Origin of the sequence: Enterobacter sp. RHBSTW-00175 (assembly GCF_013927005.1) — a bacterium.
Lineage (GTDB): Bacteria > Pseudomonadota > Gammaproteobacteria > Enterobacterales > Enterobacteriaceae > Enterobacter.
Map to the genome: position 1 here is coordinate 4,060,729 of NZ_CP055930.1, position 23,843 is coordinate 4,084,571.

Annotated in this window: 29 protein-coding genes and 1 pseudogene; 16 read left to right on the forward strand and 14 right to left on the reverse strand. The window is 49.5% G+C overall.

Features of this window, described 5'->3' with window-relative positions:
* Nucleotides 1–11 precede the first annotated feature (11 nt).
* Both HV107_RS19340 and HV107_RS19345 read left to right on the forward strand, forming a co-directional pair.
* Complete coding sequence (locus HV107_RS19340) at nucleotides 12–566, forward strand: molecular chaperone (protein ID WP_182060419.1); 555 nt, start codon at nucleotides 12–14, stop codon at nucleotides 564–566.
* 96 nt (nucleotides 567–662) lie between these two features.
* Entirely contained in the window at nucleotides 663–1,145 is a 483-nt protein-coding gene (locus HV107_RS19345; protein ID WP_182060420.1) for a DUF1097 domain-containing protein, read from the forward strand.
* Nucleotides 1,146–1,188: 43 nt separating this feature from the next.
* On the opposite strand, the gene csgG is transcribed toward HV107_RS19345, so the two are convergent.
* The 4 genes from csgG to csgD are packed head-to-tail and all read right to left on the reverse strand — an operon-like array spanning nucleotide 1,189 to nucleotide 3,530.
* Nucleotides 1,189–2,022 carry a curli production assembly/transport protein CsgG gene (gene csgG, locus HV107_RS19350; protein WP_182060421.1) on the reverse strand — a complete coding sequence of 278 codons (834 nt, stop codon included), beginning with the start codon at nucleotides 2,020–2,022 and terminating at the stop codon, nucleotides 1,189–1,191.
* A 26-nt stretch (nucleotides 2,023–2,048) separates the two neighbouring features.
* Nucleotides 2,049–2,462, reverse strand: a complete 414-nt coding sequence (csgF, locus tag HV107_RS19355) for a curli production assembly/transport protein CsgF (RefSeq protein WP_014069736.1) — start codon at nucleotides 2,460–2,462, stop codon at nucleotides 2,049–2,051.
* Between the two features lie 23 nt (nucleotides 2,463–2,485).
* Nucleotides 2,486–2,875, reverse strand: a complete 390-nt coding sequence (gene csgE, locus HV107_RS19360; protein WP_182060422.1) for a curli production assembly/transport protein CsgE — start codon at nucleotides 2,873–2,875, stop codon at nucleotides 2,486–2,488.
* A gap of 4 nt (nucleotides 2,876–2,879) precedes the next feature.
* Nucleotides 2,880–3,530, reverse strand: a complete 651-nt coding sequence (csgD, locus tag HV107_RS19365; RefSeq protein WP_166716974.1) for a biofilm master transcriptional regulator CsgD — start codon at nucleotides 3,528–3,530, stop codon at nucleotides 2,880–2,882.
* A gap of 763 nt (nucleotides 3,531–4,293) precedes the next feature.
* On the opposite strand from csgD, the gene csgB (HV107_RS19370) reads away from it, so the two are divergent.
* The 5 genes from csgB (HV107_RS19370) (at nucleotide 4,294) to ymdB (HV107_RS19390) (ending at nucleotide 6,770) form a co-directional block, all read left to right on the forward strand.
* Nucleotides 4,294–4,749: a curli minor subunit CsgB gene (csgB, locus tag HV107_RS19370; RefSeq protein WP_182060423.1), complete on the forward strand. Its 456-nt coding sequence runs from the start codon at nucleotides 4,294–4,296 to the stop codon at nucleotides 4,747–4,749.
* Nucleotides 4,750–4,791: 42 nt separating this feature from the next.
* Nucleotides 4,792–5,241, forward strand: a complete 450-nt coding sequence (csgA, locus tag HV107_RS19375; RefSeq protein ID WP_182060424.1) for a curli major subunit CsgA — start codon at nucleotides 4,792–4,794, stop codon at nucleotides 5,239–5,241.
* A gap of 61 nt (nucleotides 5,242–5,302) precedes the next feature.
* Entirely contained in the window at nucleotides 5,303–5,635 is a 333-nt protein-coding gene (csgC, locus tag HV107_RS19380; protein WP_166716973.1) for a curli assembly chaperone CsgC, read from the forward strand.
* Between the two features lie 164 nt (nucleotides 5,636–5,799).
* A complete protein-coding gene (locus HV107_RS19385; protein ID WP_182060425.1) occupies nucleotides 5,800–6,120 on the forward strand; it encodes a type 1 fimbrial protein in 321 nt (106 codons plus the stop codon).
* 107 nt (nucleotides 6,121–6,227) lie between these two features.
* Nucleotides 6,228–6,770, forward strand: coding sequence for an O-acetyl-ADP-ribose deacetylase (gene ymdB, locus HV107_RS19390; RefSeq protein WP_182060426.1), 543 nt, complete (start codon nucleotides 6,228–6,230; stop codon nucleotides 6,768–6,770).
* A gap of 36 nt (nucleotides 6,771–6,806) precedes the next feature.
* Here ymdB (HV107_RS19390) and mdoC (HV107_RS19395) read toward each other — a convergent pair whose 3' ends face one another.
* From mdoC (HV107_RS19395) to HV107_RS19405, 3 genes and pseudogenes are all read right to left on the reverse strand, one after another.
* The gene (gene mdoC / locus HV107_RS19395; protein ID WP_182060427.1) at nucleotides 6,807–7,946 is read right to left on the reverse strand and encodes a glucans biosynthesis protein MdoC; all 1,140 of its coding nucleotides are present in this window, start codon (nucleotides 7,944–7,946) and stop codon (nucleotides 6,807–6,809) included.
* Between the two features lie 254 nt (nucleotides 7,947–8,200).
* A protein-coding gene (locus tag HV107_RS19400; RefSeq protein ID WP_095033700.1) for an IS1-like element IS1B family transposase occupies nucleotides 8,201–8,898 on the reverse strand; the annotation gives its coding sequence in 2 pieces (ribosomal slippage) (nucleotides 8,201–8,649 and nucleotides 8,649–8,898; 699 coding nt in all).
* A gap of 31 nt (nucleotides 8,899–8,929) precedes the next feature.
* Nucleotides 8,930–9,190: pseudogene (locus HV107_RS19405) on the reverse strand (transcriptional regulator CsgD); the annotation flags it as partial.
* A gap of 763 nt (nucleotides 9,191–9,953) precedes the next feature.
* On the opposite strand from HV107_RS19405, the gene csgB (HV107_RS19410) reads away from it, so the two are divergent.
* From csgB (HV107_RS19410) to ymdB (HV107_RS19430), 5 genes are all read left to right on the forward strand, one after another.
* Complete coding sequence (gene csgB / locus HV107_RS19410; RefSeq protein ID WP_182060423.1) at nucleotides 9,954–10,409, forward strand: curli minor subunit CsgB; 456 nt, start codon at nucleotides 9,954–9,956, stop codon at nucleotides 10,407–10,409.
* Between the two features lie 42 nt (nucleotides 10,410–10,451).
* Complete coding sequence (gene csgA / locus HV107_RS19415; RefSeq protein ID WP_182060424.1) at nucleotides 10,452–10,901, forward strand: curli major subunit CsgA; 450 nt, start codon at nucleotides 10,452–10,454, stop codon at nucleotides 10,899–10,901.
* Nucleotides 10,902–10,962: 61 nt separating this feature from the next.
* Nucleotides 10,963–11,295 (forward strand): curli assembly chaperone CsgC, encoded by a 333-nt coding sequence (csgC, locus tag HV107_RS19420; RefSeq protein WP_166716973.1) that lies wholly within the window; start codon nucleotides 10,963–10,965, stop codon nucleotides 11,293–11,295.
* A gap of 164 nt (nucleotides 11,296–11,459) precedes the next feature.
* Nucleotides 11,460–11,780, forward strand: coding sequence for a type 1 fimbrial protein (locus HV107_RS19425; RefSeq protein WP_182060425.1), 321 nt, complete (start codon nucleotides 11,460–11,462; stop codon nucleotides 11,778–11,780).
* A 107-nt stretch (nucleotides 11,781–11,887) separates the two neighbouring features.
* A complete protein-coding gene (gene ymdB / locus HV107_RS19430) occupies nucleotides 11,888–12,430 on the forward strand; it encodes an O-acetyl-ADP-ribose deacetylase (protein ID WP_182060426.1) in 543 nt (180 codons plus the stop codon).
* 36 nt (nucleotides 12,431–12,466) lie between these two features.
* Here ymdB (HV107_RS19430) and mdoC (HV107_RS19435) read toward each other — a convergent pair whose 3' ends face one another.
* Nucleotides 12,467–13,606, reverse strand: coding sequence for a glucans biosynthesis protein MdoC (gene mdoC / locus HV107_RS19435; protein ID WP_182060427.1), 1,140 nt, complete (start codon nucleotides 13,604–13,606; stop codon nucleotides 12,467–12,469).
* 255 nt (nucleotides 13,607–13,861) lie between these two features.
* Here mdoC (HV107_RS19435) and mdoG point away from each other — a divergent pair, with 255 nt between their 5' ends.
* From mdoG to HV107_RS19450, 3 genes are all read left to right on the forward strand, one after another.
* Complete coding sequence (gene mdoG / locus HV107_RS19440) at nucleotides 13,862–15,415, forward strand: glucans biosynthesis protein MdoG (protein ID WP_182060428.1); 1,554 nt, start codon at nucleotides 13,862–13,864, stop codon at nucleotides 15,413–15,415.
* Nucleotides 15,408–17,936, forward strand: coding sequence for a glucans biosynthesis glucosyltransferase MdoH (gene mdoH / locus HV107_RS19445; RefSeq protein WP_182060429.1), 2,529 nt, complete (start codon nucleotides 15,408–15,410; stop codon nucleotides 17,934–17,936). Before mdoG ends, mdoH begins: the two co-directional genes overlap by 8 nt.
* Nucleotides 17,937–18,021: 85 nt before the next feature.
* The gene (locus HV107_RS19450; RefSeq protein WP_182060430.1) at nucleotides 18,022–18,249 is read left to right on the forward strand and encodes a YceK/YidQ family lipoprotein; all 228 of its coding nucleotides are present in this window, start codon (nucleotides 18,022–18,024) and stop codon (nucleotides 18,247–18,249) included.
* Nucleotides 18,250–18,257: 8 nt separating this feature from the next.
* Here HV107_RS19450 and HV107_RS19455 read toward each other — a convergent pair whose 3' ends face one another.
* The 3 genes from HV107_RS19455 to HV107_RS19465 all read right to left on the reverse strand — a co-directional run bounded on the left by HV107_RS19455 (nucleotide 18,258) and on the right by HV107_RS19465 (nucleotide 21,046).
* Nucleotides 18,258–18,632, reverse strand: coding sequence for a MysB family protein (locus tag HV107_RS19455; protein ID WP_182060431.1), 375 nt, complete (start codon nucleotides 18,630–18,632; stop codon nucleotides 18,258–18,260).
* Between the two features lie 98 nt (nucleotides 18,633–18,730).
* A complete protein-coding gene (gene mdtG / locus HV107_RS19460; RefSeq protein ID WP_182060432.1) occupies nucleotides 18,731–19,981 on the reverse strand; it encodes a multidrug efflux MFS transporter MdtG in 1,251 nt (416 codons plus the stop codon).
* Between the two features lie 138 nt (nucleotides 19,982–20,119).
* The gene (locus HV107_RS19465) at nucleotides 20,120–21,046 is read right to left on the reverse strand and encodes a Kdo(2)-lipid IV(A) acyltransferase (protein ID WP_182060433.1); all 927 of its coding nucleotides are present in this window, start codon (nucleotides 21,044–21,046) and stop codon (nucleotides 20,120–20,122) included.
* A gap of 222 nt (nucleotides 21,047–21,268) precedes the next feature.
* Between HV107_RS19465 and HV107_RS19470 the strand changes: the two genes are divergently transcribed.
* Nucleotides 21,269–22,318, forward strand: a complete 1,050-nt coding sequence (locus HV107_RS19470; RefSeq protein WP_182060434.1) for a rhodanese-related sulfurtransferase — start codon at nucleotides 21,269–21,271, stop codon at nucleotides 22,316–22,318.
* A gap of 42 nt (nucleotides 22,319–22,360) precedes the next feature.
* On the opposite strand, the gene HV107_RS19475 is transcribed toward HV107_RS19470, so the two are convergent.
* The 3 genes from HV107_RS19475 to HV107_RS19485 all read right to left on the reverse strand — a co-directional run bounded on the left by HV107_RS19475 (nucleotide 22,361) and on the right by HV107_RS19485 (nucleotide 23,813).
* On the reverse strand, nucleotides 22,361–22,939 hold the full coding sequence (locus HV107_RS19475) for a YceI family protein (RefSeq protein WP_182060435.1): 579 nt from the start codon (nucleotides 22,937–22,939) through the stop codon (nucleotides 22,361–22,363).
* A gap of 1 nt (nucleotide 22,940) precedes the next feature.
* Entirely contained in the window at nucleotides 22,941–23,507 is a 567-nt protein-coding gene (locus HV107_RS19480) for a cytochrome b (protein ID WP_182060436.1), read from the reverse strand.
* 192 nt (nucleotides 23,508–23,699) lie between these two features.
* On the reverse strand, nucleotides 23,700–23,813 hold the full coding sequence (locus HV107_RS19485) for a DUF2770 family protein (RefSeq protein ID WP_182060437.1): 114 nt from the start codon (nucleotides 23,811–23,813) through the stop codon (nucleotides 23,700–23,702).
* Between the last annotated feature and the right edge of the window lie 30 nt (nucleotides 23,814–23,843).

Consider the following 23,843-nt stretch of genomic DNA (forward strand, 5'->3'; position numbering starts at 1 on the left):
GGAATAAAAAAATGAATGAGTTCTCTATCCTTTGCCGCGTGCTGGGTACCCTGTTCTACCGTCAGCCGCAAGACCCGCTGCTGGCTCCGCTGTATACGATGATCCAGGAAGGAAAGCTGGCGCAAAACTGGCCGCTGGAACAGGATGAGCTGCTGGTGCGTCTGCAAAAAAGCTGCGACATGCAGCAGGTTTCTGCCGATTACAACGCGTTGTTCGTGGGTGAAGAGTGCCGCGTGGCCCCGTATCGTTCAGCGTGGGAAGAAGGGGCAACTGAAGCGGAAGTCCGCGCGTTTCTGACTGAGCGCGGGATGCCGCTGGCGGATACTCCGGCTGACCACATTGGTACGCTGCTTCTTGCGGCGTCCTGGATTGAAGATCAGTCTGGCGATGATGAAAGTGAAGCTATCGAAACACTGTTCGAAGAGTTCCTGCTGCCGTGGTGCGGAACGTTCCTCGGCAAAGTGGAAGCGCACGCCACATCACCGTTCTGGAGAACTCTGGCTCCGCTGACCCGCGATGCTATTGCGGCCATGTGGGACGATCTTCAGGAAGAGAATGAAGAGTGATTTAGATCACACAATTCCTGCAACGATACATTTCAACTTGCACATAATGTGCTTCTGATCGCATTTCTATGGTGCGTATCTGCTAAGATGCGCGCCATGAACATATTACTCTGCATTGCAATGACAACGGGCATTCTCTCCGGCTTATGGGGATGGGTGGCGGTTTCTCTCGGGCTATTAAGCTGGGCCGGGTTCCTCGGCTGTACGGCTTACTTTGCCTGCCCTCAGGGCGGTGTTAAAGGGCTGTTTATCTCTGCCTGCACGTTGCTGAGCGGTGTTATCTGGGCGCTGGTTATAATGAAAGGCAGCGCGCTGGCACCGCATGTCGAGATTGTAGGCTACGTGATGACGGGCGTTGTGGCATTTCTGATGTGCATTCAGGCAAAGCAAATGCTGTTGTCGTTTGTGCCGGGCACCTTTATTGGTGCCTGTGCGACATTTGCCGGGCAGGGCGACTGGAGGCTGGTGGTGCCGTCGCTGGTAGTGGGTTTACTGTTTGGCTATGCCATGAAGAACAGCGGTCTATGGCTTGCAGCCCGACGCGAAAAAGCGCAAAACATCACGGCCGTGAGTGAATAAAAAAAGGCGAGATAATCATCTCGCCTTTTTTATGCGCTTCCTGTCAGGATTCCGGAGGAACCGACATATCGCGGTATTTCACCAGTACCGGGTTTTGTGCATCGGCTTTGTTTTGCAGATCCCACAGACCACGGTCGATACCGTCATTAATCAGGAAGATAACGCCAGTTTCGATGGCTGACATCAGACACATCATAACCGGCTCGTTGGAGGTGTAACCAATTTCACCTTCCAGTAAACGCTGGTAGTCAATAAAGCGGAACACCCCAGCCTGCACTTCATACGAGAGAATGGTCTTGCTGGTGTTCACGGATGACAACACTTCACCGGTGCTGACGTTCACCACGCGCAGGTTAACGGCTATCTGATCGAGTTGATATTGCGTATCTGCCCCGATACCGAAGTAACGTGCGCCCACGCCGCCTGATTTAACGTTACTTTCGTAACCGATAATCGAACCTTCAACCATAACGTTGGCTGCGGCGAGTGATTGCAAAGGCATCCGGTTGTTACTCGCAACGGTACCATTTTCCTGAGCGGCACGAATGATTTTGCGTTCATTCAACAGGTTCTGAAGCCCCTGACGTTCCAGCGGGATGAACCAGTGAGAATCCTTGAGCGCGGTGACCAGCATTGCGGTGGCACTCTGCGGTACGGCAGTCGAGAAGTTACTGGCAGGGTACGGTTTAAATTGTCCAGTTTCATCCTGGATGTTGTAAACCGAGACAAATATTTTGCCGGTTGGTGCTGGCAAATGGGTTAAATCACGATAACTCTGAGCCCGAGGCATTAATGTAGGTTTTGCAGCTTCTTTTGGTGGAGCAGTTAAACAACCGCTCAATAAGCACACTGCAACAAATATCAGGAAGCGCTGCATGATCGTTGTCCTTATTTTGATGTTTTTCAGAAGTCTGTCGAGTTACTTTGTAGGCCAGAAACCTGGATGGTCGATGTTTTTCCAGTTTTCCGGTCTGTCACATTTAACTGAAGCTGCCCATCCTTGTTGGCAATATCGACAATAAAGTCGTTAGTCACCATTCGGCCAGGCTTGCCGGTGTTGATATTGGTTAACAAACCGCCCAGGATCTGGGACTGAATAGCCTGCGTGAAGTTATCCAGCGCTGACGGCGTGTCAACGGTATAGTCTTTATAACTCGGGTCTTTATAGGAGTTTTGGGCCTGCGCCTCATTCAACATGAATGCCCCGTTGTTGGGGTTGCCTCCAAAGTTCGGGTTACGGAACTGGAACGTCATATTTCCGGCCCAGCTTAACGGTGTAATTAGCATTAACGAAATAACTGCATGTGCAATACGCATGACAGCCTCCGGATATAGGGTCGCTAGAACTCGTCTTTTGCTAAATCGCGTGTGCTTAATAGCGCTTTGTCTATTTGCAGGCGATTTATAGCCTCTTCAGTTTGTGCCAGAGCTAAGGCTACGTTTTTATCGAAGTCTATTTTCGTTGGGAATAAAAACGTTTGATAAATAACGTCCTGATTAGCCGTTATCGTTATCCAACTTCCCCATCGTGCACTGGGCCGTTCGTTGATTGTTATGTTACCAGGGTAAGTACTTTCCCACTTGTCACTAAAGGCACGATAAAAATTGTGGCCAACAGATGACACCGTATGGTCAGTTAACAATCCGGGAATCTCCACTTCAACGGCCTGAAGGTTCCCGGCAGCAAGCAGAAGGCCTGCTGCGGCAATCCAACTCAACGTGCGTTTCATGGTGTTAACGCCTGAGGTTATCGTTTGCCCATGACACCGCCTGAGTTCGGTTTTTAACAGCTATCTTCTTGAAAAGATTATAAAGGTGCGTCTTAACCGTGTTTTCGCTGATAAATAACGAACGGGCGATCTCAATATTTGAAGCACCAATGCGCAACTTGTTCAGGATCTCTTTCTCGCGATGCGTCAGCAGTGCGGACTCTGAACTGTTATAGCGGTAATTACCAGAATGCGTGATGAGGTAGCTAGCAAGTTTTTGCGAGAAATAACATTCACCTCGCAATATGCCCTGCAACCCTTCTACCACGCGATCTTCTTCTTCAGTGACGTAGAAAACGCCATTGATATGCGGCCAGCTTTCAATGTCTCTGAAAGGATACTCATCAGGAGTGTTCAATAATAGCAAACGGATATTATTGTTTTTCCTGCTTAAATTATCTTGCCAGTAATGAATAAGCTTTTTATCAGCTTCCATCATATCGAGAAGAATGATGCTGCCAGGTGCAATATCATCAAAAGAACGTTGAATATTATGCAATTTCCCGTTCAGTGATAAAGATTGCTTTAAATGTTGTAATAAAGCTGTCGCTTGCAAAGAAGGTTTTGTGATCAACAGTAATGTATGACCATGTAAACTATGGACTTCATTATACATGATGAAACCCCACTTTTTTATGACACCTGGCAGCTGTCCCTTAATTGGATTAACGGACACCAGAAGTACTGACAGATGCTGCACTGCTGTGTGTAGAATCAGACCATAACCTCCAGCGGGAGAGCGGGAGGTAAATATAAAACAAATTTCGTACATCTGATTTCAATCTAGCTTTTACAAACTTTAAAGCAAGTGTTAAATGTGTAACAAGATGTAAAAATCAATATTAATTTGTGAAAAACACACATTTCAATTGTTCAGTTTTGATAGGAAAGTTGTACATAGTAATAACCCTGCACACATTTTAAAAATCATACAAATATTTATATCGATATGATTTTAAATAATATTATTTATTAAATAAACGCAGCGGTAAGGTATGAGCTCTGGAAAAATCCTAAGCCTTCGAATGAGAGAGTTGTGTCCTTAAGAAAACATGCCTCGTGTCACGCACTGTGTAAATTATGATCCCGCCAGCGGGTGAGACGTGCGGGCTGGAGAGGGTGGACAGGCCGTTGCCGCTTTGTACAACCTCTACCCTGGAAATATTTTTACAAAAACTAAGCTGCACTGATTACAGCGTTTTTTTGCATTAATTAATACTTTGAGGTGAAACGAAGAATAAAAATAAGACTCGCGGGTGAGATATTTAAAATGTTTCGGCAGACATACTCTTCACCGTAACGACGCGTTAACAAAATACAAGTCAGGTTAACACGAAGTCACATTACGATTTGTGTATAGCCAGGTCCAGGGTGACAACATGAAAAACATATCGTTATTTGTGATGTTTACATTTCTGGGTGTGCCTGGATTTGTAGCTGCGGCAGGTTCAGATTTAGCAAATACTGAATATAACTTCGCAGTTAATGAATTAAGTCGTTCCTCATTAAATCAGGCAGCCATTATTGGTCAGCAGGGTGCATATAATGATGCACAGGTTCGCCAGGGCGGTTCTAAATTACTGTCCGTTGTTTCTCAGGATGGAGTCGGCAACAGAGCGAGAGTTGATCAATCAGGGACTTATAATTATGCATATATCGCTCAGAGCGGCTACGCGAATGATGCTGATATTTCGCAGGGCGGATACGGTAATACGGCAAAGATTATCCAGCAAGGGTCGGGTAACAGGGCGAGTATTACGCAGTACGGTACGCAGAAAACCGCAGTTGTAGTGCAGAAACAGTCGCAAATGGCCATTCGCGTTATTCAACGCTAGTTATTTAGCGGCGACTTTAATCAATCCGATGGGGGTTTTACCATGAAATTTTTCAAAGTGGCAGCACTTGCAGCAATCGTAGTTTCTGGTAGTGCTATGGCGGGTCTTATTGATCAAGGTGGTTGGGGTCATGGTGGTCATGGTGGTTATGGTGGTCCAAATTCAACCATGAATATTTACCAGAGCGGTGGCGGTAACTCAGCTGTTGCCTTGCAGTCGGATGCAAGAAATTCAACTCTGTCTATTAGCCAGACCGGCGGCGGTAATGGCGCAGATGTTGGACAGGGCTCTGACGACAGTACTATTTCCCTGACTCAGAATGGTTTTGGCAACAGTGCAACACTTGATCAGTGGAACAGCAAAGACTCCACTATGACTGTTAGCCAGTACGGTGGTCTTAACGGTGCACTGGTTGACCAGACTGCCTCTAACTCTTCTGTAAGCGTTACTCAGGTTGGTATTGGTAACCACGTGTCAGCTCATCAGTACTAATACTGAAATCTGTGCTACAAAAAAACAGGGCATATGCCCTGTTTTTTTTCGGGAGTTCATCATGCAAACCTTAATTCTCCTCGCGGCGCTCTCCAGTCAAATTACGTTTAAAACCTCCCAGCAAGGCAATATGACGACCATTATCCCGCAGGTTATTCTGACAGAGCCGTGTGAATGCCAGGTCCAGGTGCTTTCTATGCGACAAGGGCAGGGCGGTCAAAGTACTTCACAACAACAAAATACCGTCTCTATACCCGCTAATCAGACGATTGATTTAACGCGCCTGAGTTTAAATATTGATGCAGGGGACACAGTGAAGATCACTGTGACCGTTTCTGACGGGAAATCGCTCCATTTATCCCAGCAGTGGTCGCCGCCGGGCAGTGTGCTCTAATCATTCAATAAATCAATGAATTGAAATGGCTGGCGGCAACGGATTCTTGTCACTATGCTGTTATAAAATGTGAGTCAATGTTGCAAATATGTTTCATTGCGCATTGTTAGCCATCATGGAGTGCTTTTACCCCTCAAGGACGACTTTCATTGAGGAGTATTATCGTGACCAGATTTACATTTCAATTCATCACAGGGCTTGGCCTGGCGATGTCTGCCACGCTGAACCCTGCATTTTCAGAAACTCTCGTTAACGGTGGAGTCATCCATTTTCACGGCGCAATTGTTTCCAACCCCTGCGAAATCACTGCCAGACCTCAACAACTTTCCATGTCATGCCCGGAGAATAACCGGATGCAGACGCGTGCGCTGAGCTATGCTGATGCCCTGAATGGCCAGAGTGCTTACCCTGATCTGGCTTCTGTCAGCATGAAGTACATTAATCCTGAAAAATCGCTGGCAATTGTGGAGGTTGATTACCGCTGATTTCTCGCTCTCCTGCCATCTGGCGGGAGAGGTTTTCCCGCAATAGTTTTTTCTCCCCAACCTCTGTGCGGTACACTTAATAAAAAGGCGGGTCGCAGAGGGTGTTTATGAAACCGCAAATAGAGGTTATCCACGGTGATATCACGACATTGCATGTTGACGTGATAGTCAATGCTGCTAATCCATCACTCATGGGCGGGGGCGGTGTGGACGGTGCTATCCACCGTGCTGCGGGCCCACAATTACTTGAGGCGTGCAAAGTAGTGCGCCAGCAGCAAGGAGAGTGCCCTCCTGGCCACGCCGTCATCACGCTGGCGGGGAATCTGCCTGCCAAAGCGGTGATTCATACCGTAGGGCCGGTATGGCATGGGGGGGAACATCATGAGGCGCGGATCCTGGAAGATGCGTATCGCAACTGCCTGCGCCTGGCGGCCGATAATGGCTATAAGACCATAGCTTTCCCGGCAATCAGTACAGGGGTGTATGGCTATCCCAAAGCCGCGGCGGCGGCGATTGCGGTGGATACGGTCTATCGCTACCTTTCCCTGAAACCGATGCCCGAACAGGTGTTCTTTGTCTGTTTTGATGAAGACACGGCCCACCTGTACCAGCGGCTTCTGACCCAGCGCGGGCAGGAGTTTGATGTCTGAATACAGCAGCGGCGCCCTGAAGGCGCCGCTAATTATTTATGCTTTAGTTTGCGGTTTACCCGAGAACAGGAAGCGCAGCAGTGGGATCCGCAGATGAATTTCGTACATCACCAGTGCCAGCCCAATCACAAACACCAGCCCGGTGAAGAAGCCCAGGGTATTTGAGGCAATGTGCGGGGTGATGTATGCCCCGAAGAACAGCGTCAACGGATGATGCACCAGGTAAATGAATAATGAGGCGTTGACGAAATAGGTCACCCGGGTGGATTTGAAATTCAGCAGACGGTGGCCTAAGGCAAACACCACATTGACCATCCACAGGCCCAGCAGCATGGTGATCACGCTTTCCGTTTCATACATCCACGCATCACCACTGCCGTAACGCTGGTTCAGCAGATAGGCGATAAAAGCCACTGCCGCGCCAATAGCGCACCACGGGGAAGGGGTGGTAAAGAGGGCTTTCAGCTTTGGGTAAACAAACGCCAGCGCCCCAATCATAAAGAAGGGAATATAGAACAGGCTTTGCATGACCACAAAGTTGAACAGGCCGTCGCTGAGAATAGGCGGATAGACAATAAAGAGGGTACGCCTTACCGCGGCATACGCGATGCCCAGAAATAAAAAGAGCAGCGACAGTTTGCCGAGCGTAATGCTGGCGAAGAACGTGCCGGCTTTATTGCTCAGGCGGTGACGCAAACGGCTAAAAATCAGCACGCTGATTGTCGTCAGCACGACCAGAACCAGCAGGAACCAGAGATGGGATACCAGTTCCCACACCAGGGTGTTGTACTTTTCATACAGCGACAGATTTTGCCAGCCATCTGCCTTACCTTTGACATACTGCAACATGATGAACTGCGGTAGCGTCAGCAGTGGAATTGCCGTGAGCATTGGAATACCCACGCGCTCGACACGCACCTTCCACCAGCGTTTAATCGGATAACGCAAAAACAGCATGTAGGAAAAATAACCGGAAATGACAAAAAACACCTGCATCCGAAAGGCGTGGATAAAGTCATTAAACAGGGTGAGCCACCAGGAGGGCTCCAGACTGTTAACGTGCCAGGTGTGGCTTGAGTAAATCAATGAAATGTGAAAGGGGATCCCCAATAGCATCAGCCATGCCCGGATCGAGTCGAGGAAATATTCACGTTGTACAGGTATAGTAGTGCTCATATAACTTTGTGCATTCTCAGACTTTTCGCCTTATCCCTAAGACTCATAATGGTAACATTCGAGGCCAACCCTACACCAAGACCGACACCCTGTCTCCAGGATAAGCACGCAAAGTGAAATGTAGGTTCTTCCACTTGCTTAATCCCTGAGCCAGCGAGCTGAACAAAGCGGTGATTATGTTGTCGGATTGCCTAAGTTTCCATTAAAATGGATCGGATCGATATAAGCACACAAAGGGGGGTAATGACTCCAACTTATTGATAGTGTTTTATGTTCAGATAATGCCCGATGACTTTGTCATGCAGCTCCACCGATTTTGAGAACGACAGCGACTTCCGTCCCAGCCGTGCCAGGTGCTGCCTCAGATTCAGGTTATGCCGCTCAATTCGCTGCGTATATCGCTTGCTGATTACGTGCAGCTTTCCCTTCAGGCGGGATTCATACAGCGGCCAGCCATCCGTCATCCATATCACCACGTCAAAGGGTGACAGCAGGCTCATAAGACGCCCCAGCGTCGCCATAGTGCGTTCACCGAATACGTGCGCAACAACCGTCTTCCGGAGCCTGTCATACGCGTAAAACAGCCAGCGCTGGCGCGATTTAGCCCCGACGTATCCCCACTGTTCGTCCATTTCCGCGCAGACGATGACGTCACTGCCCGGCTGTATGCGCGAGGTTACCGACTGCGGCCTGAGTTTTTTAAATGGCGGAAAATCGTGTTGAGGCCAACGCCCATAATGCGGGCGGTTGCCCGGCATCCAACGCCATTCATGGCCATATCAATGATTTTCTGGTGCGTACCGGGTTGAGAAGCGGTGTAAGTGAACTGCAGTTGCCATGTTTTACGGCAGTGAGAGCAGAGATAGCGCTGATGTCCGGCGGTGCTTTTGCCGTTACGCACCACCCCGTCAGTAGCTGAACAGGAGGGACAGCTGATAGAAACAGAAGCCACTGGAGCACCTCAAAAACACCATCATACACTAAATCAGTAAGTTGGCAGCATCACCGTTTTTCCTGCTTAAATTATCTTGCCAGTAATGAATAAGCTTTTTATCAGCTTCCATCATATCGAGAAGAATGATGCTGCCAGGTGCAATATCATCAAAAGAACGTTGAATATTATGCAATTTCCCGTTCAGTGATAAAGATTGCTTTAAATGTTGTAATAAAGCTGTCGCTTGCAAAGAAGGTTTTGTGATCAACAGTAATGTATGACCATGTAAACTATGGACTTCATTATACATGATGAAACCCCACTTTTTTATGACACCTGGCAGCTGTCCCTTAATTGGATTAACGGACACCAGAAGTACTGACAGATGCTGCACTGCTGTGTGTAGAATCAGACCATAACCTCCAGCGGGAGAGCGGGAGGTAAATATAAAACAAATTTCGTACATCTGATTTCAATCTAGCTTTTACAAACTTTAAAGCAAGTGTTAAATGTGTAACAAGATGTAAAAATCAATATTAATTTGTGAAAAACACACATTTCAATTGTTCAGTTTTGATAGGAAAGTTGTACATAGTAATAACCCTGCACACATTTTAAAAATCATACAAATATTTATATCGATATGATTTTAAATAATATTATTTATTAAATAAACGCAGCGGTAAGGTATGAGCTCTGGAAAAATCCTAAGCCTTCGAATGAGAGAGTTGTGTCCTTAAGAAAACATGCCTCGTGTCACGCACTGTGTAAATTATGATCCCGCCAGCGGGTGAGACGTGCGGGCTGGAGAGGGTGGACAGGCCGTTGCCGCTTTGTACAACCTCTACCCTGGAAATATTTTTACAAAAACTAAGCTGCACTGATTACAGCGTTTTTTTGCATTAATTAATACTTTGAGGTGAAACGAAGAATAAAAATAAGACTCGCGGGTGAGATATTTAAAATGTTTCGGCAGACATACTCTTCACCGTAACGACGCGTTAACAAAATACAAGTCAGGTTAACACGAAGTCACATTACGATTTGTGTATAGCCAGGTCCAGGGTGACAACATGAAAAACATATCGTTATTTGTGATGTTTACATTTCTGGGTGTGCCTGGATTTGTAGCTGCGGCAGGTTCAGATTTAGCAAATACTGAATATAACTTCGCAGTTAATGAATTAAGTCGTTCCTCATTAAATCAGGCAGCCATTATTGGTCAGCAGGGTGCATATAATGATGCACAGGTTCGCCAGGGCGGTTCTAAATTACTGTCCGTTGTTTCTCAGGATGGAGTCGGCAACAGAGCGAGAGTTGATCAATCAGGGACTTATAATTATGCATATATCGCTCAGAGCGGCTACGCGAATGATGCTGATATTTCGCAGGGCGGATACGGTAATACGGCAAAGATTATCCAGCAAGGGTCGGGTAACAGGGCGAGTATTACGCAGTACGGTACGCAGAAAACCGCAGTTGTAGTGCAGAAACAGTCGCAAATGGCCATTCGCGTTATTCAACGCTAGTTATTTAGCGGCGACTTTAATCAATCCGATGGGGGTTTTACCATGAAATTTTTCAAAGTGGCAGCACTTGCAGCAATCGTAGTTTCTGGTAGTGCTATGGCGGGTCTTATTGATCAAGGTGGTTGGGGTCATGGTGGTCATGGTGGTTATGGTGGTCCAAATTCAACCATGAATATTTACCAGAGCGGTGGCGGTAACTCAGCTGTTGCCTTGCAGTCGGATGCAAGAAATTCAACTCTGTCTATTAGCCAGACCGGCGGCGGTAATGGCGCAGATGTTGGACAGGGCTCTGACGACAGTACTATTTCCCTGACTCAGAATGGTTTTGGCAACAGTGCAACACTTGATCAGTGGAACAGCAAAGACTCCACTATGACTGTTAGCCAGTACGGTGGTCTTAACGGTGCACTGGTTGACCAGACTGCCTCTAACTCTTCTGTAAGCGTTACTCAGGTTGGTATTGGTAACCACGTGTCAGCTCATCAGTACTAATACTGAAATCTGTGCTACAAAAAAACAGGGCATATGCCCTGTTTTTTTTCGGGAGTTCATCATGCAAACCTTAATTCTCCTCGCGGCGCTCTCCAGTCAAATTACGTTTAAAACCTCCCAGCAAGGCAATATGACGACCATTATCCCGCAGGTTATTCTGACAGAGCCGTGTGAATGCCAGGTCCAGGTGCTTTCTATGCGACAAGGGCAGGGCGGTCAAAGTACTTCACAACAACAAAATACCGTCTCTATACCCGCTAATCAGACGATTGATTTAACGCGCCTGAGTTTAAATATTGATGCAGGGGACACAGTGAAGATCACTGTGACCGTTTCTGACGGGAAATCGCTCCATTTATCCCAGCAGTGGTCGCCGCCGGGCAGTGTGCTCTAATCATTCAATAAATCAATGAATTGAAATGGCTGGCGGCAACGGATTCTTGTCACTATGCTGTTATAAAATGTGAGTCAATGTTGCAAATATGTTTCATTGCGCATTGTTAGCCATCATGGAGTGCTTTTACCCCTCAAGGACGACTTTCATTGAGGAGTATTATCGTGACCAGATTTACATTTCAATTCATCACAGGGCTTGGCCTGGCGATGTCTGCCACGCTGAACCCTGCATTTTCAGAAACTCTCGTTAACGGTGGAGTCATCCATTTTCACGGCGCAATTGTTTCCAACCCCTGCGAAATCACTGCCAGACCTCAACAACTTTCCATGTCATGCCCGGAGAATAACCGGATGCAGACGCGTGCGCTGAGCTATGCTGATGCCCTGAATGGCCAGAGTGCTTACCCTGATCTGGCTTCTGTCAGCATGAAGTACATTAATCCTGAAAAATCGCTGGCAATTGTGGAGGTTGATTACCGCTGATTTCTCGCTCTCCTGCCATCTGGCGGGAGAGGTTTTCCCGCAATAGTTTTTTCTCCCCAACCTCTGTGCGGTACACTTAATAAAAAGGCGGGTCGCAGAGGGTGTTTATGAAACCGCAAATAGAGGTTATCCACGGTGATATCACGACATTGCATGTTGACGTGATAGTCAATGCTGCTAATCCATCACTCATGGGCGGGGGCGGTGTGGACGGTGCTATCCACCGTGCTGCGGGCCCACAATTACTTGAGGCGTGCAAAGTAGTGCGCCAGCAGCAAGGAGAGTGCCCTCCTGGCCACGCCGTCATCACGCTGGCGGGGAATCTGCCTGCCAAAGCGGTGATTCATACCGTAGGGCCGGTATGGCATGGGGGGGAACATCATGAGGCGCGGATCCTGGAAGATGCGTATCGCAACTGCCTGCGCCTGGCGGCCGATAATGGCTATAAGACCATAGCTTTCCCGGCAATCAGTACAGGGGTGTATGGCTATCCCAAAGCCGCGGCGGCGGCGATTGCGGTGGATACGGTCTATCGCTACCTTTCCCTGAAACCGATGCCCGAACAGGTGTTCTTTGTCTGTTTTGATGAAGACACGGCCCACCTGTACCAGCGGCTTCTGACCCAGCGCGGGCAGGAGTTTGATGTCTGAATACAGCAGCGGCGCCCTGAAGGCGCCGCTAATTATTTATGCTTTAGTTTGCGGTTTACCCGAGAACAGGAAGCGCAGCAGTGGGATCCGCAGATGAATTTCGTACATCACCAGTGCCAGCCCAATCACAAACACCAGCCCGGTGAAGAAGCCCAGGGTATTTGAGGCAATGTGCGGGGTGATGTATGCCCCGAAGAACAGCGTCAACGGATGATGCACCAGGTAAATGAATAATGAGGCGTTGACGAAATAGGTCACCCGGGTGGATTTGAAATTCAGCAGACGGTGGCCTAAGGCAAACACCACATTGACCATCCACAGGCCCAGCAGCATGGTGATCACGCTTTCCGTTTCATACATCCACGCATCACCACTGCCGTAACGCTGGTTCAGCAGATAGGCGATAAAAGCCACTGCCGCGCCAATAGCGCACCACGGGGAAGGGGTGGTAAAGAGGGCTTTCAGCTTTGGGTAAACAAACGCCAGCGCCCCAATCATAAAGAAGGGAATATAGAACAGGCTTTGCATGACCACAAAGTTGAACAGGCCGTCGCTGAGAATAGGCGGATAGACAATAAAGAGGGTACGCCTTACCGCGGCATACGCGATGCCCAGAAATAAAAAGAGCAGCGACAGTTTGCCGAGCGTAATGCTGGCGAAGAACGTGCCGGCTTTATTGCTCAGGCGGTGACGCAAACGGCTAAAAATCAGCACGCTGATTGTCGTCAGCACGACCAGAACCAGCAGGAACCAGAGATGGGATACCAGTTCCCACACCAGGGTGTTGTACTTTTCATACAGCGACAGATTTTGCCAGCCATCTGCCTTACCTTTGACATACTGCAACATGATGAACTGCGGTAGCGTCAGCAGTGGAATTGCCGTGAGCATTGGAATACCCACGCGCTCGACACGCACCTTCCACCAGCGTTTAATCGGATAACGCAAAAACAGCATGTAGGAAAAATAACCGGAAATGACAAAAAACACCTGCATCCGAAAGGCGTGGATAAAGTCATTAAACAGGGTGAGCCACCAGGAGGGCTCCAGACTGTTAACGTGCCAGGTGTGGCTTGAGTAAATCAATGAAATGTGAAAGGGGATCCCCAATAGCATCAGCCATGCCCGGATCGAGTCGAGGAAATATTCACGTTGTACAGGTATAGTAGTGCTCATATAACTTTGTGCATTCTCAGACTTTTCGCCTTATCCCTAAGACTCATAATGGTAACATTCGAGGCCAACCCTACACCAAGACCGACACCCTGTCTCCAGGATAAGCACGCAAAGTGAAATGTAGGTTCTTCCACTTGCTTAATCCCTGAGCCAGCGAGCTGAACAAAGCGGTGATTATGTTGTCGGATTGCCTAAGTTTCCATTAAAATGGATCGGATCGATATAAGCACACAAAGGGGGAAGTGCTTACTTATTATGAAACATAAACCACAAATGATGAAAATGCGTTGGTTAGGTGCAGCAGTATTGTTGTCCCTGTATACCTCATCGGCCTGGTCCTTTAACATCGATGATGTCGCAAAACAGGCAAAATCGATGGCTGGCAAGAGCTACGAAGCGCCGAAAAGTAACCTGCCCTCCGTTTTCCGCGATATGAAATATGCGGACTATCAGCAGATCCAGTTCAATCACGACAAAGCGTACTGGAGCAATATTAAGACCCCGTTCAAGCTTGAGTTTTACCACCAGGGCATGTACTTCGATACGCCTGTTGCCATCAACGAAGTGACGGCAAGCTCGGTGCGTAAAATCAAGTACAACCCGGATTACTTCAATTTTGGTGATGTGCAGCACGACAAAGACACGGTTAAAGACCTTGGCTTTGCCGGCTTCAAAGTGCTTTACCCAATCAACAGCAAAGATAAAAACGACGAAATCGTCAGTATGCTTGGCGCCAGCTATTTCCGCGTCATTGGTGCGGGCCAGGTGTACGGGCTATCTGCTCGTGGTCTGGCGATCGATACCGCGCTGCCATCAGGTGAAGAGTTCCCACGCTTCCGCGAATTCTGGATTGAACGTCCGAAACCTGCGGATAAGCGTCTGACCATCTATGCACTGCTGGATTCCCCACGTGCGACAGGCGCATATCGTTTTGTGATTATGCCAGGGCGTGACACGGTTGTTGACGTGCAGTCTAAGGTCTATCTGCGCGATAAAGTGGGCAAACTGGGCGTTGCACCATTAACCAGCATGTTCCTGTTTGGGCCGAACCAGCCGTCTCCTGCGACCAACTTCCGCCCGGAACTGCACGACTCCAACGGTCTTTCTATTCATGCCGGTAACGGTGAGTGGATCTGGCGTCCGCTGAACAACCCGAAACATCTGGCGGTCAGTAGCTTCGCTATGGAAAACCCGCAGGGCTTTGGTCTGTTGCAGCGTGGTCGTCAGTTCTCACGCTTTGAAGACCTGGACGATCGTTACGATCAGCGTCCTAGTGCGTGGGTAACGCCGAAAGGTGACTGGGGTAAAGGGAAGGTTGAGCTGGTTGAGATTCCAACCAACGATGAAACCAACGACAACATCGTCGCTTACTGGACGCCGGATCAACTCCCGGAATCCGGTAAAGAGATGAACTTCAAGTACACCATTACCTTCAGCCGTGATGAAGACAAACTGCATGCACCGGATAACGCTTATGTCATGCAGACACGTCGCTCTACTGGTGATGTGAAGCAGTCTAACCTTATCCGTCAGCCTGACGGCACGCTCGCGTTTGTTGTCGACTTTGCCGGCCAGGATATGAAGAAACTGTCCCCTGACACGGCAGTGACTGCACAGGCAAGCATTGGTGATAACGGTGAAATTGTCGAAAACACCGTACGTTACAACCCAGTAACGAAAGGGTGGCGTTTAACCCTGCGCGTGAAAGTGAAAGATCCGAAACAGACGACTGAAATGCGCGCTGCGCTGGTCAGTGACGATCAGCCGCTGAGCGAAACCTGGAGCTATCAGCTACCTGCTAATGAATAATATAACTGAATATATTGATGCCATGCCGCTGAGCGATATTGAAAAAGCGGCACTGCCTAAGAGCGACATCCGCGCGGTGCAAACCGCGCTGGATGGTGAACATCATCAGTTTACCCGTGATGATGATACGCCGCTGGGGTCAGTGAAGGCGCGTCTGGAGCAAGCATGGCCGGACTCGCTGGCAGAAGGGCAGCTGGTTAAAGACGATGAAGGCCGCGATCAGCTTCAGGCAATGCCGAAAGCAACGCGTTCCTCTATGTTCCCGGACCCGTGGCGCACCAACCCGGTGGGCCGCTTCTGGGATCGTCTGCGTGGGCGTGAAGTTGCGCCACGCTATCTCTCTCGTCTGACGAAAGAGCAGCAAGCAGCCGAGCAAAAATGGCGTACTGTCGGGACAATTCGTCGTTACATTCTGCTGGTGCTGACGCTGGCACAGACGGTTGTGGCCACCTGGTACATGAAGACCATCCTGCCTTATCAGGGTTGGGCGCTGATCAACCCTGCGGATATGACAGGGCAGGATCTGTGGGTCTCCTTTATGCAGCTGCTGCCGTATATCCTGCAAAGTGGCATCCTTCTTCTGTTTGCCGTGCTGTTCTGTTGGGTGTCCGCCGGTTTCTGGACGGCGCTGATGGGCTTCCTGCAACTGCTGATGGGACGGGACAAATACAGCATTTCTGCGTCGACGGTCGGGGATGAACCCCTAAATCCTGAGCACCGTACAGCGCTTATTATGCCTATCTGTAACGAAGACGTTGATCGCGTATTCGCGGGTCTGCGCGCCACCTGGGAGTCCGTAAAGGCGACCGGTAACGCAGAGCATTTCGACGTGTATATCCTGAGCGACAGCTACAACCCGGATATCTGCGTGGCAGAACAAAAAGCCTGGATGGAGCTGATTGCAGAAGTGCAGGGCGAAGGTCAGATTTTCTATCGTCGCCGCCGCCGTCGCGTGAAGCGTAAAAGCGGTAACATCGATGACTTCTGCCGCCGCTGGGGTAATCAGTACAGCTACATGGTGGTACTGGATGCTGACTCCGTGATGACGGGTGAGTGTCTGACCGGCCTGGTGCGTCTGATGGAAGCCAACCCGAACGCCGGTATTATTCAGTCTTCGCCAAAAGCATCCGGTATGGATACGCTTTATGCGCGCTGTCAGCAGTTCGCAACGCGTGTTTACGGGCCGCTGTTCACGGCGGGTCTGCACTTCTGGCAGTTGGGTGAATCCCACTACTGGGGGCATAACGCGATTATCCGCGTGAAACCGTTCATTGAGCACTGTGCGCTTGCGCCGCTGCCGGGTGAAGGGTCGTTCGCGGGATCTATCCTGTCGCATGACTTCGTGGAAGCCGCGCTGATGCGTCGTGCAGGATGGGGCGTGTGGATTGCCTACGATCTGCCGGGCTCATACGAAGAACTGCCGCCGAACCTGCTGGATGAACTCAAGCGTGACCGTCGCTGGTGCCACGGTAACCTGATGAACTTCCGCCTGTTCCTGGTCAAAGGGATGCACCCGGTTCACCGTGCGGTATTCCTGACCGGCGTCATGTCCTATCTGTCAGCTCCGCTGTGGTTTATGTTCCTGGCGCTTTCTACTGCTTTGCAGGTAGTGCACGCTCTGACAGAACCGCAATACTTCCTGCAGCCGCGCCAGCTGTTCCCGGTGTGGCCGCAGTGGCGTCCTGAGCTGGCGATTATGCTGTTCGCCTCAACCATGGTTCTGCTGTTCCTGCCGAAGTTGCTCAGCATCATTCTGATCTGGTGCAAAGGGTCGAAAGAGTATGGCGGTTTCTTCCGCGTGACGGTTTCGTTGCTGCTCGAAGTGCTGTTCTCTGTGCTGCTGGCACCGGTTCGTATGCTGTTCCATACCGTGTTTGTGGTCAGCGCGTTCCTGGGCTGGGAAGTGGTCTGGAACTCTCCACAGCGTGACGATGACTCAACTCCGTGGAGTGAAGCCTTTATGCGTCATGGTTCACAGCTGCTGTTAGGGTTGGTGTGGGCAGTGGGTATGGCATGGCTGGATCTGCGTTTCCTGTTCTGGCTGGCACCGATTGTCTTCTCGCTGATCCTGTCACCATTTGTGTCTGTGGTGTCTAGCCGTTCAACGGTGGGTTTGCGTACCAAACGCTGGAAACTGTTCCTGATCCCGGAAGAGTATTCACCGCCGCAGGTGCTGGTGGACACTGACCGTTTCCTGGAGATGAACCGTAAACGCTCGCTGGATGATGGCTTTATGCACGCGGTGTTTAACCCGTCATTCAACGCCCTGGCAACCGCAATGGCAACTGCCCGTCACCGTGCAAGTCAGGTGCTGGAAATTGCCCGCGATCGCCACGTTGAGCAGGCGCTGAACGAGACACCGGAAAAACTGAACCGCGACCGCCGTCTGGTCCTGTTGAGCGATCCGGTCACCATGTCCCGGCTTCACTATCGTGTGTGGTCTGCCCCGGAGAAATATTCTTCCTGGGTCAGTTACTACAACACGCTGAAGCTTAATCCGCTGGCGCTGAAGGCGAAGTAAGTTTTAAACCAGACCGGGATCGCTGTGCGCTACCCGGCAAATAAAATACCGGCTGAGAGGCCGGTATTTTTTTATGAGGTAATGAATGAAAATAGTCATTGTGGCCATGATGGCGATGCTGCTTAGCGGCTGCGGCAGTATTATCAGCCGCACCATTCCAGGGCAAGGCCACGGGAATCAGTATTACCCGGGAGTGAAATGGGATGTTCGCGATTCAGCCTGGCGCTATCTGACCGTGCTCGATTTACCGTTCTCTCTGGTGTTTGATACGTTGCTGTTACCGATTGACGCGCACCACGGCCCTTACGAATAAAACGACGCTTAACGCTCGTCCCACTCATCTGCTGCGGTTTGCCCCTCTTCGGTATCCAGCGGAGGTTCGAGCTGGAACTCGCCCTCATCCCACTCGTGCAGGGTGTTTTCTTCAAGCCATTCCTGACGCAGTTCTATTTCGTCATAGTCACCGTCGAAGACGGCCTGCGCCGCTTCACCACTCAATATCGGCAAACATTCCCCTTCATCACCGTCATCAACGAAGAATTCGGCCTGCCACATAATATCCCCGTCCTGAAGGACATATTTTTGAATATTGAGTTGTTGCACGTCAGCGTCATCTTCCTCAATACCGGGATTATCGGCGAGGAACTCTTCGCGAGCGGCATCAATAGCTTCTTCCAGCGTGGCGTACATGGTCATCAGTTTCTCCCTGTTTTCGAGAAGGTATTCAGGGAAAGAATAGCTGATTATCAGATCCTGCAAGTATGAATACGAAAATATGCCGTCACGCCTTCGTCTTATTCGCGGGCAGGGCTATTTTGTTCACCTGGCTTGTCGGGAGCAGGGCGTAATGCTCTCGATAAACTGAACCAGGAATAGATGGCGTTAAACAGGACTACACCTGCTGTCACGATAAATACGGCGCGAAAACCAAAACTTGCAGAAACCCCTGCGCCGACGAGCGGCCCGGTGACATTGCCGATGTCACGGAACGACTGGTTATAGCTAAAAATACGCCCGGCAATCTGGTTGGTGGAGTTATAAACCAGCAGGGTCTGAACCGCGGGAAGAAGTGCGCCATCTGCGGCGCCCAGCAGGAAACGGAGCAGGCCCAGCTGCCACGGGGATTGCACCATCGACATCGGGATGAGCAACAATACCGAGATGACCAGCGCGCAAATCAGGATTTTCTCCGGGCCAATTTTGTCGCCCAGTCTTCCCAGACGCGGCGCACTCAGCAGCGCGGCAACCCCGGGCACAGACGCAATAAGCCCGCTGATAAAGGCAATATTATTCACATTACCCGCGAGATCACGCACGTAGAGCGTCAGAATCGGGGCAATAGAACCCGTGGCGACCTGGATTATCATGGTGGTGACAAACAGGCTTAATACCAGTTTCGGATTTTTCAGCGAAGCCAGAACGTCCCTTGCGTGGAGCATCTCTTTTTTGGCAATCGGGGTAAATTTTTCCCGGATACAGAGCAAGGTGACGATAAAACAGAGGAACAACACGCTGGCGGTAATGAAAAAGACCGGTCGCAACCCGTAATTATCTGCCAGTAACCCGCCAGCAAGTGGCCCCAGTAGCGCACCGCTCACCGCACCTGTTGAAAGCGTCCCCAGTGCCCAGCCGCTTTTATGACGGGGAATTTGCGTGGCGATAAGCGCGTTAGCGTTGGGCACAAACCCGCCCAGCAGACCCAGCAGTGCGCGTAAAATCAGGAACTGCCAGACGTTCTGCGCCATTCCCATCAGCACCATAATAATGGACATGCCAAGCGCGGAACGCAGCAGCATGATTTTTCGCCCTTTACGGTCGGCAAGCCCACCCCAGAACGGTGAGGCAATCGCCGAGAACAGGAAGGTGATACTGAACACCAGTCCTGACCACATATTCAGCGCGCTGTGGCCTGTCACGCCAAGCTGTTCGACATAGAGAGGGAGGAAAGGCATCACAAGGCTGAATGCTGCACCAGTGAGAAAACAGCCAAGCCATGCAACCGTGAGGTTACGTTTCCAGTTTATGGGGGCATCTGAGGGTGACATAACAATCCGCATAACGAGGTGCAGCGCACGATAAAGTAGAGGTAATAAGCCTGCTAATTATGCGCCTGGGTTATGATTGCTGCAATGTCAGGAGCTTTTAAAGCTAAAACAAAATGCGGCCACTGCGGCCGCACAGGATTAATAACGGGAGGGAACACCTTCCGGGCGGGTCTTGAAGCGGCGATGCAACCACATGTATTGCTCCGGCGCCAGCATAATGCATTGTTCAACAACGCCGTTCATCCATTTGGCCGTGGTTTCGGCATCGTCCAGCGGCGGTGTCATTTCCGGTTTCAGCATGATTAACTGATAGCCTGAACCATCGGGTTTACGGCGCGGAACAAAGGGAACGATAGCGGCTTTGGACATCCGCGCCAGCATCCAGGTGCCGGTTGTTGTGGCGGCTTCATCGACCGCAAAAAAGGGGACAAACACGCTGGCCTGCGGGCCGTAATCATGGTCCGGGGCATACCAGACAACTTCACCTGACTTGAGTGCACGGATCATCCCTTTCAGATCCTTACGGTCGATCATGCTTTTGTTTGAGCGCATCCGGCCATTGGTCTGCACTAAATCGATTACCGGGTTGTCATTCGGGCGATAAACACCAATACCTGGTGCCTGCATTCCGAACATACGCGCGCCGATTTCCAGCGTCAGAAAGTGCACACCAATTAACAGAACCCCGGTCTGATTCTCCTGAAGAGAATGCACTGGCTCCATGCCTGTTCCGGTTACCTCAGTCCAGCGTGCCATGCGTTTGTCAGGCCAGAACCATGCCATACCGGTTTCCATTAGCCCCATGCCCACAGACTCAAAATTTTTGGCGACCATATCATGACGTTCTGATTCGCTCATTTGCGGAAAGCAGAGTTCCAGATTGCGGTAAGCAATTCTGGCGCGACGCTTCATGAACATTAGCGCGATACGACCCAATCCTTTACCCAGACGGAAAATAACCGGATAAGGGAGTTGTACAAGCAGCCACAAAAAGCCAATACCAAGCCAGGTTAACCAATAACGGGGATGCAAAAGGTCGGCAGTAAATTTCGGTAACTGGGTCATGTCTGTCCTGTTTTCTTACGTCCTGAAGGTCTTATTGTCTCATTTTTTAAGGCTTAACCAAAATGTCCGTCATCGAATCGAGCGTTAATACAGCAAATGTTACATGCAATAATTCGGGCTGAGTGAAATGTAGCGTAAATTGTGTGGATGTAAATTGTCATTGTTTGCTATATGATGCCGACCGATTTTTCTTACTCTTAACGATTGCAGGACTTGTACACCATGCCAGTGTTACACAACCGCGTATCGAATGAGATGTTAAAAGAGCGTATGTTGGCTGAAACCGAACCGCGCACGACAATCTCATTCTACAAATATTTCACCATCAACGATCCACAAGCGACCCGCGATGCACTTTACCAGGCATTCACTGCGCTGAATGTGTTCGGACGCGTCTATTTGGCACGTGAAGGTATTAATGCGCAGATCAGCATCCCTGAAAGCAAAGTAAATGCGTTCCGTGATTTCCTCTACGCGTTTGACCCTGCGCTGAACGATCTGCGTCTGAATGTTGCGCTGGACGATGACGGTAAATCGTTCTGGGTGCTGCGTATGAAAGTCCGCGAACGTATTGTTGCCGACGGTATCGACGACCCGAGTTTTAATGCGGGCGATGTGGGGGAATACCTCAAAGCGGCCGAAGTGAATGCGATGCTGGACGACCCGGATGCAGTGTTCATCGATATGCGTAACCACTACGAATACGAAGTGGGTCATTTCGAAAACGCACTTGAAATCCCGGCGGATACCTTCCGTGAACAGCTGCCGAAAGCCGTTGAAATGATGCAGGAACATAAAGATAAAAAAATCGTTATGTACTGCACCGGCGGTATTCGCTGCGAAAAAGCCAGCGCCTGGATGAAACACAACGGGTTTAATAAAGTCTGGCACATTGAAGGTGGCATCATTGAGTATGCCCGTCGTGCCCGCGAGCAAGGGCTGCCGGTGCGCTTTATCGGCAAGAACTTCGTGTTTGATGAGCGTATGGGCGAGCGGATTTCAGATGATGTGATTTCACACTGCCACCAGTGCGGTACACCGTGCGATACACACACGAACTGCAAAAATGATGGCTGCCATCTGTTGTTTATCCAGTGTCCGACGTGTGCCGAGAAGTACCACAACTGTTGTAGCGAGCTGTGCAGTGAAGAGAGCATGTTGCCTGAAGAAGAGCAACGCCGCCGTCGCGCTGGCCGTGAAAACGGCAACAAGATCTTTAATAAATCTCGTGGTCGCCTGAATACCAAACTGGGTATTCCTGACCCGGAGTAAAGAAATAAGCCCGGTGGTGTGTTGGCTCACCGGGCTGCATTATTACGACTTCTGCTGAACACCTTCCACAGAAATAATCAATTCGACATCCTGGGACGCCGGGCCTAAATCCGTGGTGATATTAAAGTCTTTCAGGTGAATTTTCCCGGTGGCTTCAAAACCTGCACGCTTTCCGCACCACGGATCATCACCCTGGCCGATTAACGTTGCCTGAAGTGTGACCGGTTTTGTTACCCCGTTGAGTGTGAGATTACCGGTAATATCAAGTTTATCTCCGGCTTTCTTCACCTCTGTTGAAGTGAATGTGGCCTGCGGGAATTTGGTTACGTTAAGAAAATCGGCACTGCGCAGATGCTTATCGCGCTCAGCATGGTTTGTGTCCACGCTGCTGGTATTTATGGTGACGTTGACGTTATCCGCGGCGGGGTTTTTGTCATCAAAACGAAATGTGCCATCGAAATCGTTAAAACTGCCATATAACCAGCTATAACCAAGATGCTGAATCCGGAAATTGACGAAAGCATGTTGGCCTTCTTTATCAATTTTATAATCAGCGGCCACCGCAGAACCGGTGGTAAATAACAGCGAACCTAACGCGATACCCAACAGGTGTTTTTTCATTTTATGCTCCAGAGTCAACTGACGAACGGCCGAGCATTCGCTTCAGCGTATCGTCTTTATCAATAAAGTGGTGTTTGAGCGCAGCAAGCCCATGAAGGACTGAAAAGATAACGATGCTCCAGGCAAGCCACAGATGAACAATGCCCGCGATATCGGCCTGTGAACCGGCATCCGTCAATGTGGCGGGAACATCAAAAATGCCAAAGACGCTGACCGGCTTGCCATCTGCGGTGGAGATAAGATACCCACTAACCAAAATGGCGATGAGCAGGGCATAGAGGGCAATATGTACCCCTTTTGCGCTAAGACGCGTGAATTTACCGTGGCTTTGCGGAGCCGGCGGCGGTGGAGAAATATGTCGCCACACCACGCGGAAAACGAGCCCCATCATCAGCAGAATGCCAATGCTTTTATGCAACTCAGGTGCCTGATGATACCAGCCATCATAATAGCTGAGCGTCACCATCCAGAGTCCAAGACCGAACATGGCATAAATAGCCAGAGCAAATACCCAGTGTAAGCACATGGATATAATGCCGTAGCGCGAAGACGAATTTCGCAGTTGCATAAATATTACCATTCGTAATAAACAGAACGGTAAAAATGGACTGAGTAAAAAGATATTGCAACTTAAAAAATAGAATGACGATATTTATTTAATTTATTTCAGTGATTTTGAAAGTGATGAGGTGGTGTAATTCAGTAAGTTCGTGCAATTAAATTAATATAAAGTTATGTCAGTTATTGTCAGTGTTTGTTTTTAGTAAAATACAATATAAATAAAATCGATGATTGCCAGCAGCGACCACAATAAAATATAAAACATTAAATGCTCGCGAATATTATTGATAAGGTAGCTAACGATTTTGCGCATAATACCCCGAGAGATGTAGTGATAAAAAAC

Bases quoted from the DNA above. Each gene is read 5' to 3' on its own strand.
- csgA (WP_182060424.1), top strand. From the start codon at position 4,792: ATGAAATTTTTCAAAGTGGCAGCACTTGCAGCAATCGTAGTTTCTGGT.
- HV107_RS19485 (WP_182060437.1), bottom strand. From the start codon at position 23,813: ATGCGCAAAATCGTTAGCTACCTTATCAATAATATTCGCGAGCATTTA.
- HV107_RS19470 (WP_182060434.1), top strand. From the start codon at position 21,269: ATGCCAGTGTTACACAACCGCGTATCGAATGAGATGTTAAAAGAGCGT.
- HV107_RS19480 (WP_182060436.1), bottom strand. From the start codon at position 23,507: ATGCAACTGCGAAATTCGTCTTCGCGCTACGGCATTATATCCATGTGC.
- HV107_RS19465 (WP_182060433.1), bottom strand. From the start codon at position 21,046: ATGACCCAGTTACCGAAATTTACTGCCGACCTTTTGCATCCCCGTTAT.
- csgC (WP_166716973.1), top strand. From the start codon at position 10,963: ATGCAAACCTTAATTCTCCTCGCGGCGCTCTCCAGTCAAATTACGTTT.
- csgB (WP_182060423.1), top strand. From the start codon at position 4,294: ATGAAAAACATATCGTTATTTGTGATGTTTACATTTCTGGGTGTGCCT.
- csgF (WP_014069736.1), bottom strand. From the start codon at position 2,462: ATGCGTATTGCACATGCAGTTATTTCGTTAATGCTAATTACACCGTTA.
- HV107_RS19345 (WP_182060420.1), top strand. From the start codon at position 663: ATGAACATATTACTCTGCATTGCAATGACAACGGGCATTCTCTCCGGC.
- csgG (WP_182060421.1), bottom strand. From the start codon at position 2,022: ATGCAGCGCTTCCTGATATTTGTTGCAGTGTGCTTATTGAGCGGTTGT.
- mdoC (WP_182060427.1), bottom strand. From the start codon at position 13,606: ATGAGCACTACTATACCTGTACAACGTGAATATTTCCTCGACTCGATC.
- csgE (WP_182060422.1), bottom strand. From the start codon at position 2,875: ATGAAACGCACGTTGAGTTGGATTGCCGCAGCAGGCCTTCTGCTTGCT.
- mdoH (WP_182060429.1), top strand. From the start codon at position 15,408: ATGAATAATATAACTGAATATATTGATGCCATGCCGCTGAGCGATATT.
- HV107_RS19475 (WP_182060435.1), bottom strand. From the start codon at position 22,939: ATGAAAAAACACCTGTTGGGTATCGCGTTAGGTTCGCTGTTATTTACC.
- mdoC (WP_182060427.1), bottom strand. From the start codon at position 7,946: ATGAGCACTACTATACCTGTACAACGTGAATATTTCCTCGACTCGATC.
- HV107_RS19340 (WP_182060419.1), top strand. From the start codon at position 12: ATGAATGAGTTCTCTATCCTTTGCCGCGTGCTGGGTACCCTGTTCTAC.
- csgA (WP_182060424.1), top strand. From the start codon at position 10,452: ATGAAATTTTTCAAAGTGGCAGCACTTGCAGCAATCGTAGTTTCTGGT.
- ymdB (WP_182060426.1), top strand. From the start codon at position 11,888: ATGAAACCGCAAATAGAGGTTATCCACGGTGATATCACGACATTGCAT.
- csgC (WP_166716973.1), top strand. From the start codon at position 5,303: ATGCAAACCTTAATTCTCCTCGCGGCGCTCTCCAGTCAAATTACGTTT.
- csgB (WP_182060423.1), top strand. From the start codon at position 9,954: ATGAAAAACATATCGTTATTTGTGATGTTTACATTTCTGGGTGTGCCT.
- mdoG (WP_182060428.1), top strand. From the start codon at position 13,862: ATGAAACATAAACCACAAATGATGAAAATGCGTTGGTTAGGTGCAGCA.
- csgD (WP_166716974.1), bottom strand. From the start codon at position 3,530: ATGTATAATGAAGTCCATAGTTTACATGGTCATACATTACTGTTGATC.
- ymdB (WP_182060426.1), top strand. From the start codon at position 6,228: ATGAAACCGCAAATAGAGGTTATCCACGGTGATATCACGACATTGCAT.
- mdtG (WP_182060432.1), bottom strand. From the start codon at position 19,981: ATGTCACCCTCAGATGCCCCCATAAACTGGAAACGTAACCTCACGGTT.
- HV107_RS19450 (WP_182060430.1), top strand. From the start codon at position 18,022: ATGAAAATAGTCATTGTGGCCATGATGGCGATGCTGCTTAGCGGCTGC.
- HV107_RS19455 (WP_182060431.1), bottom strand. From the start codon at position 18,632: ATGACCATGTACGCCACGCTGGAAGAAGCTATTGATGCCGCTCGCGAA.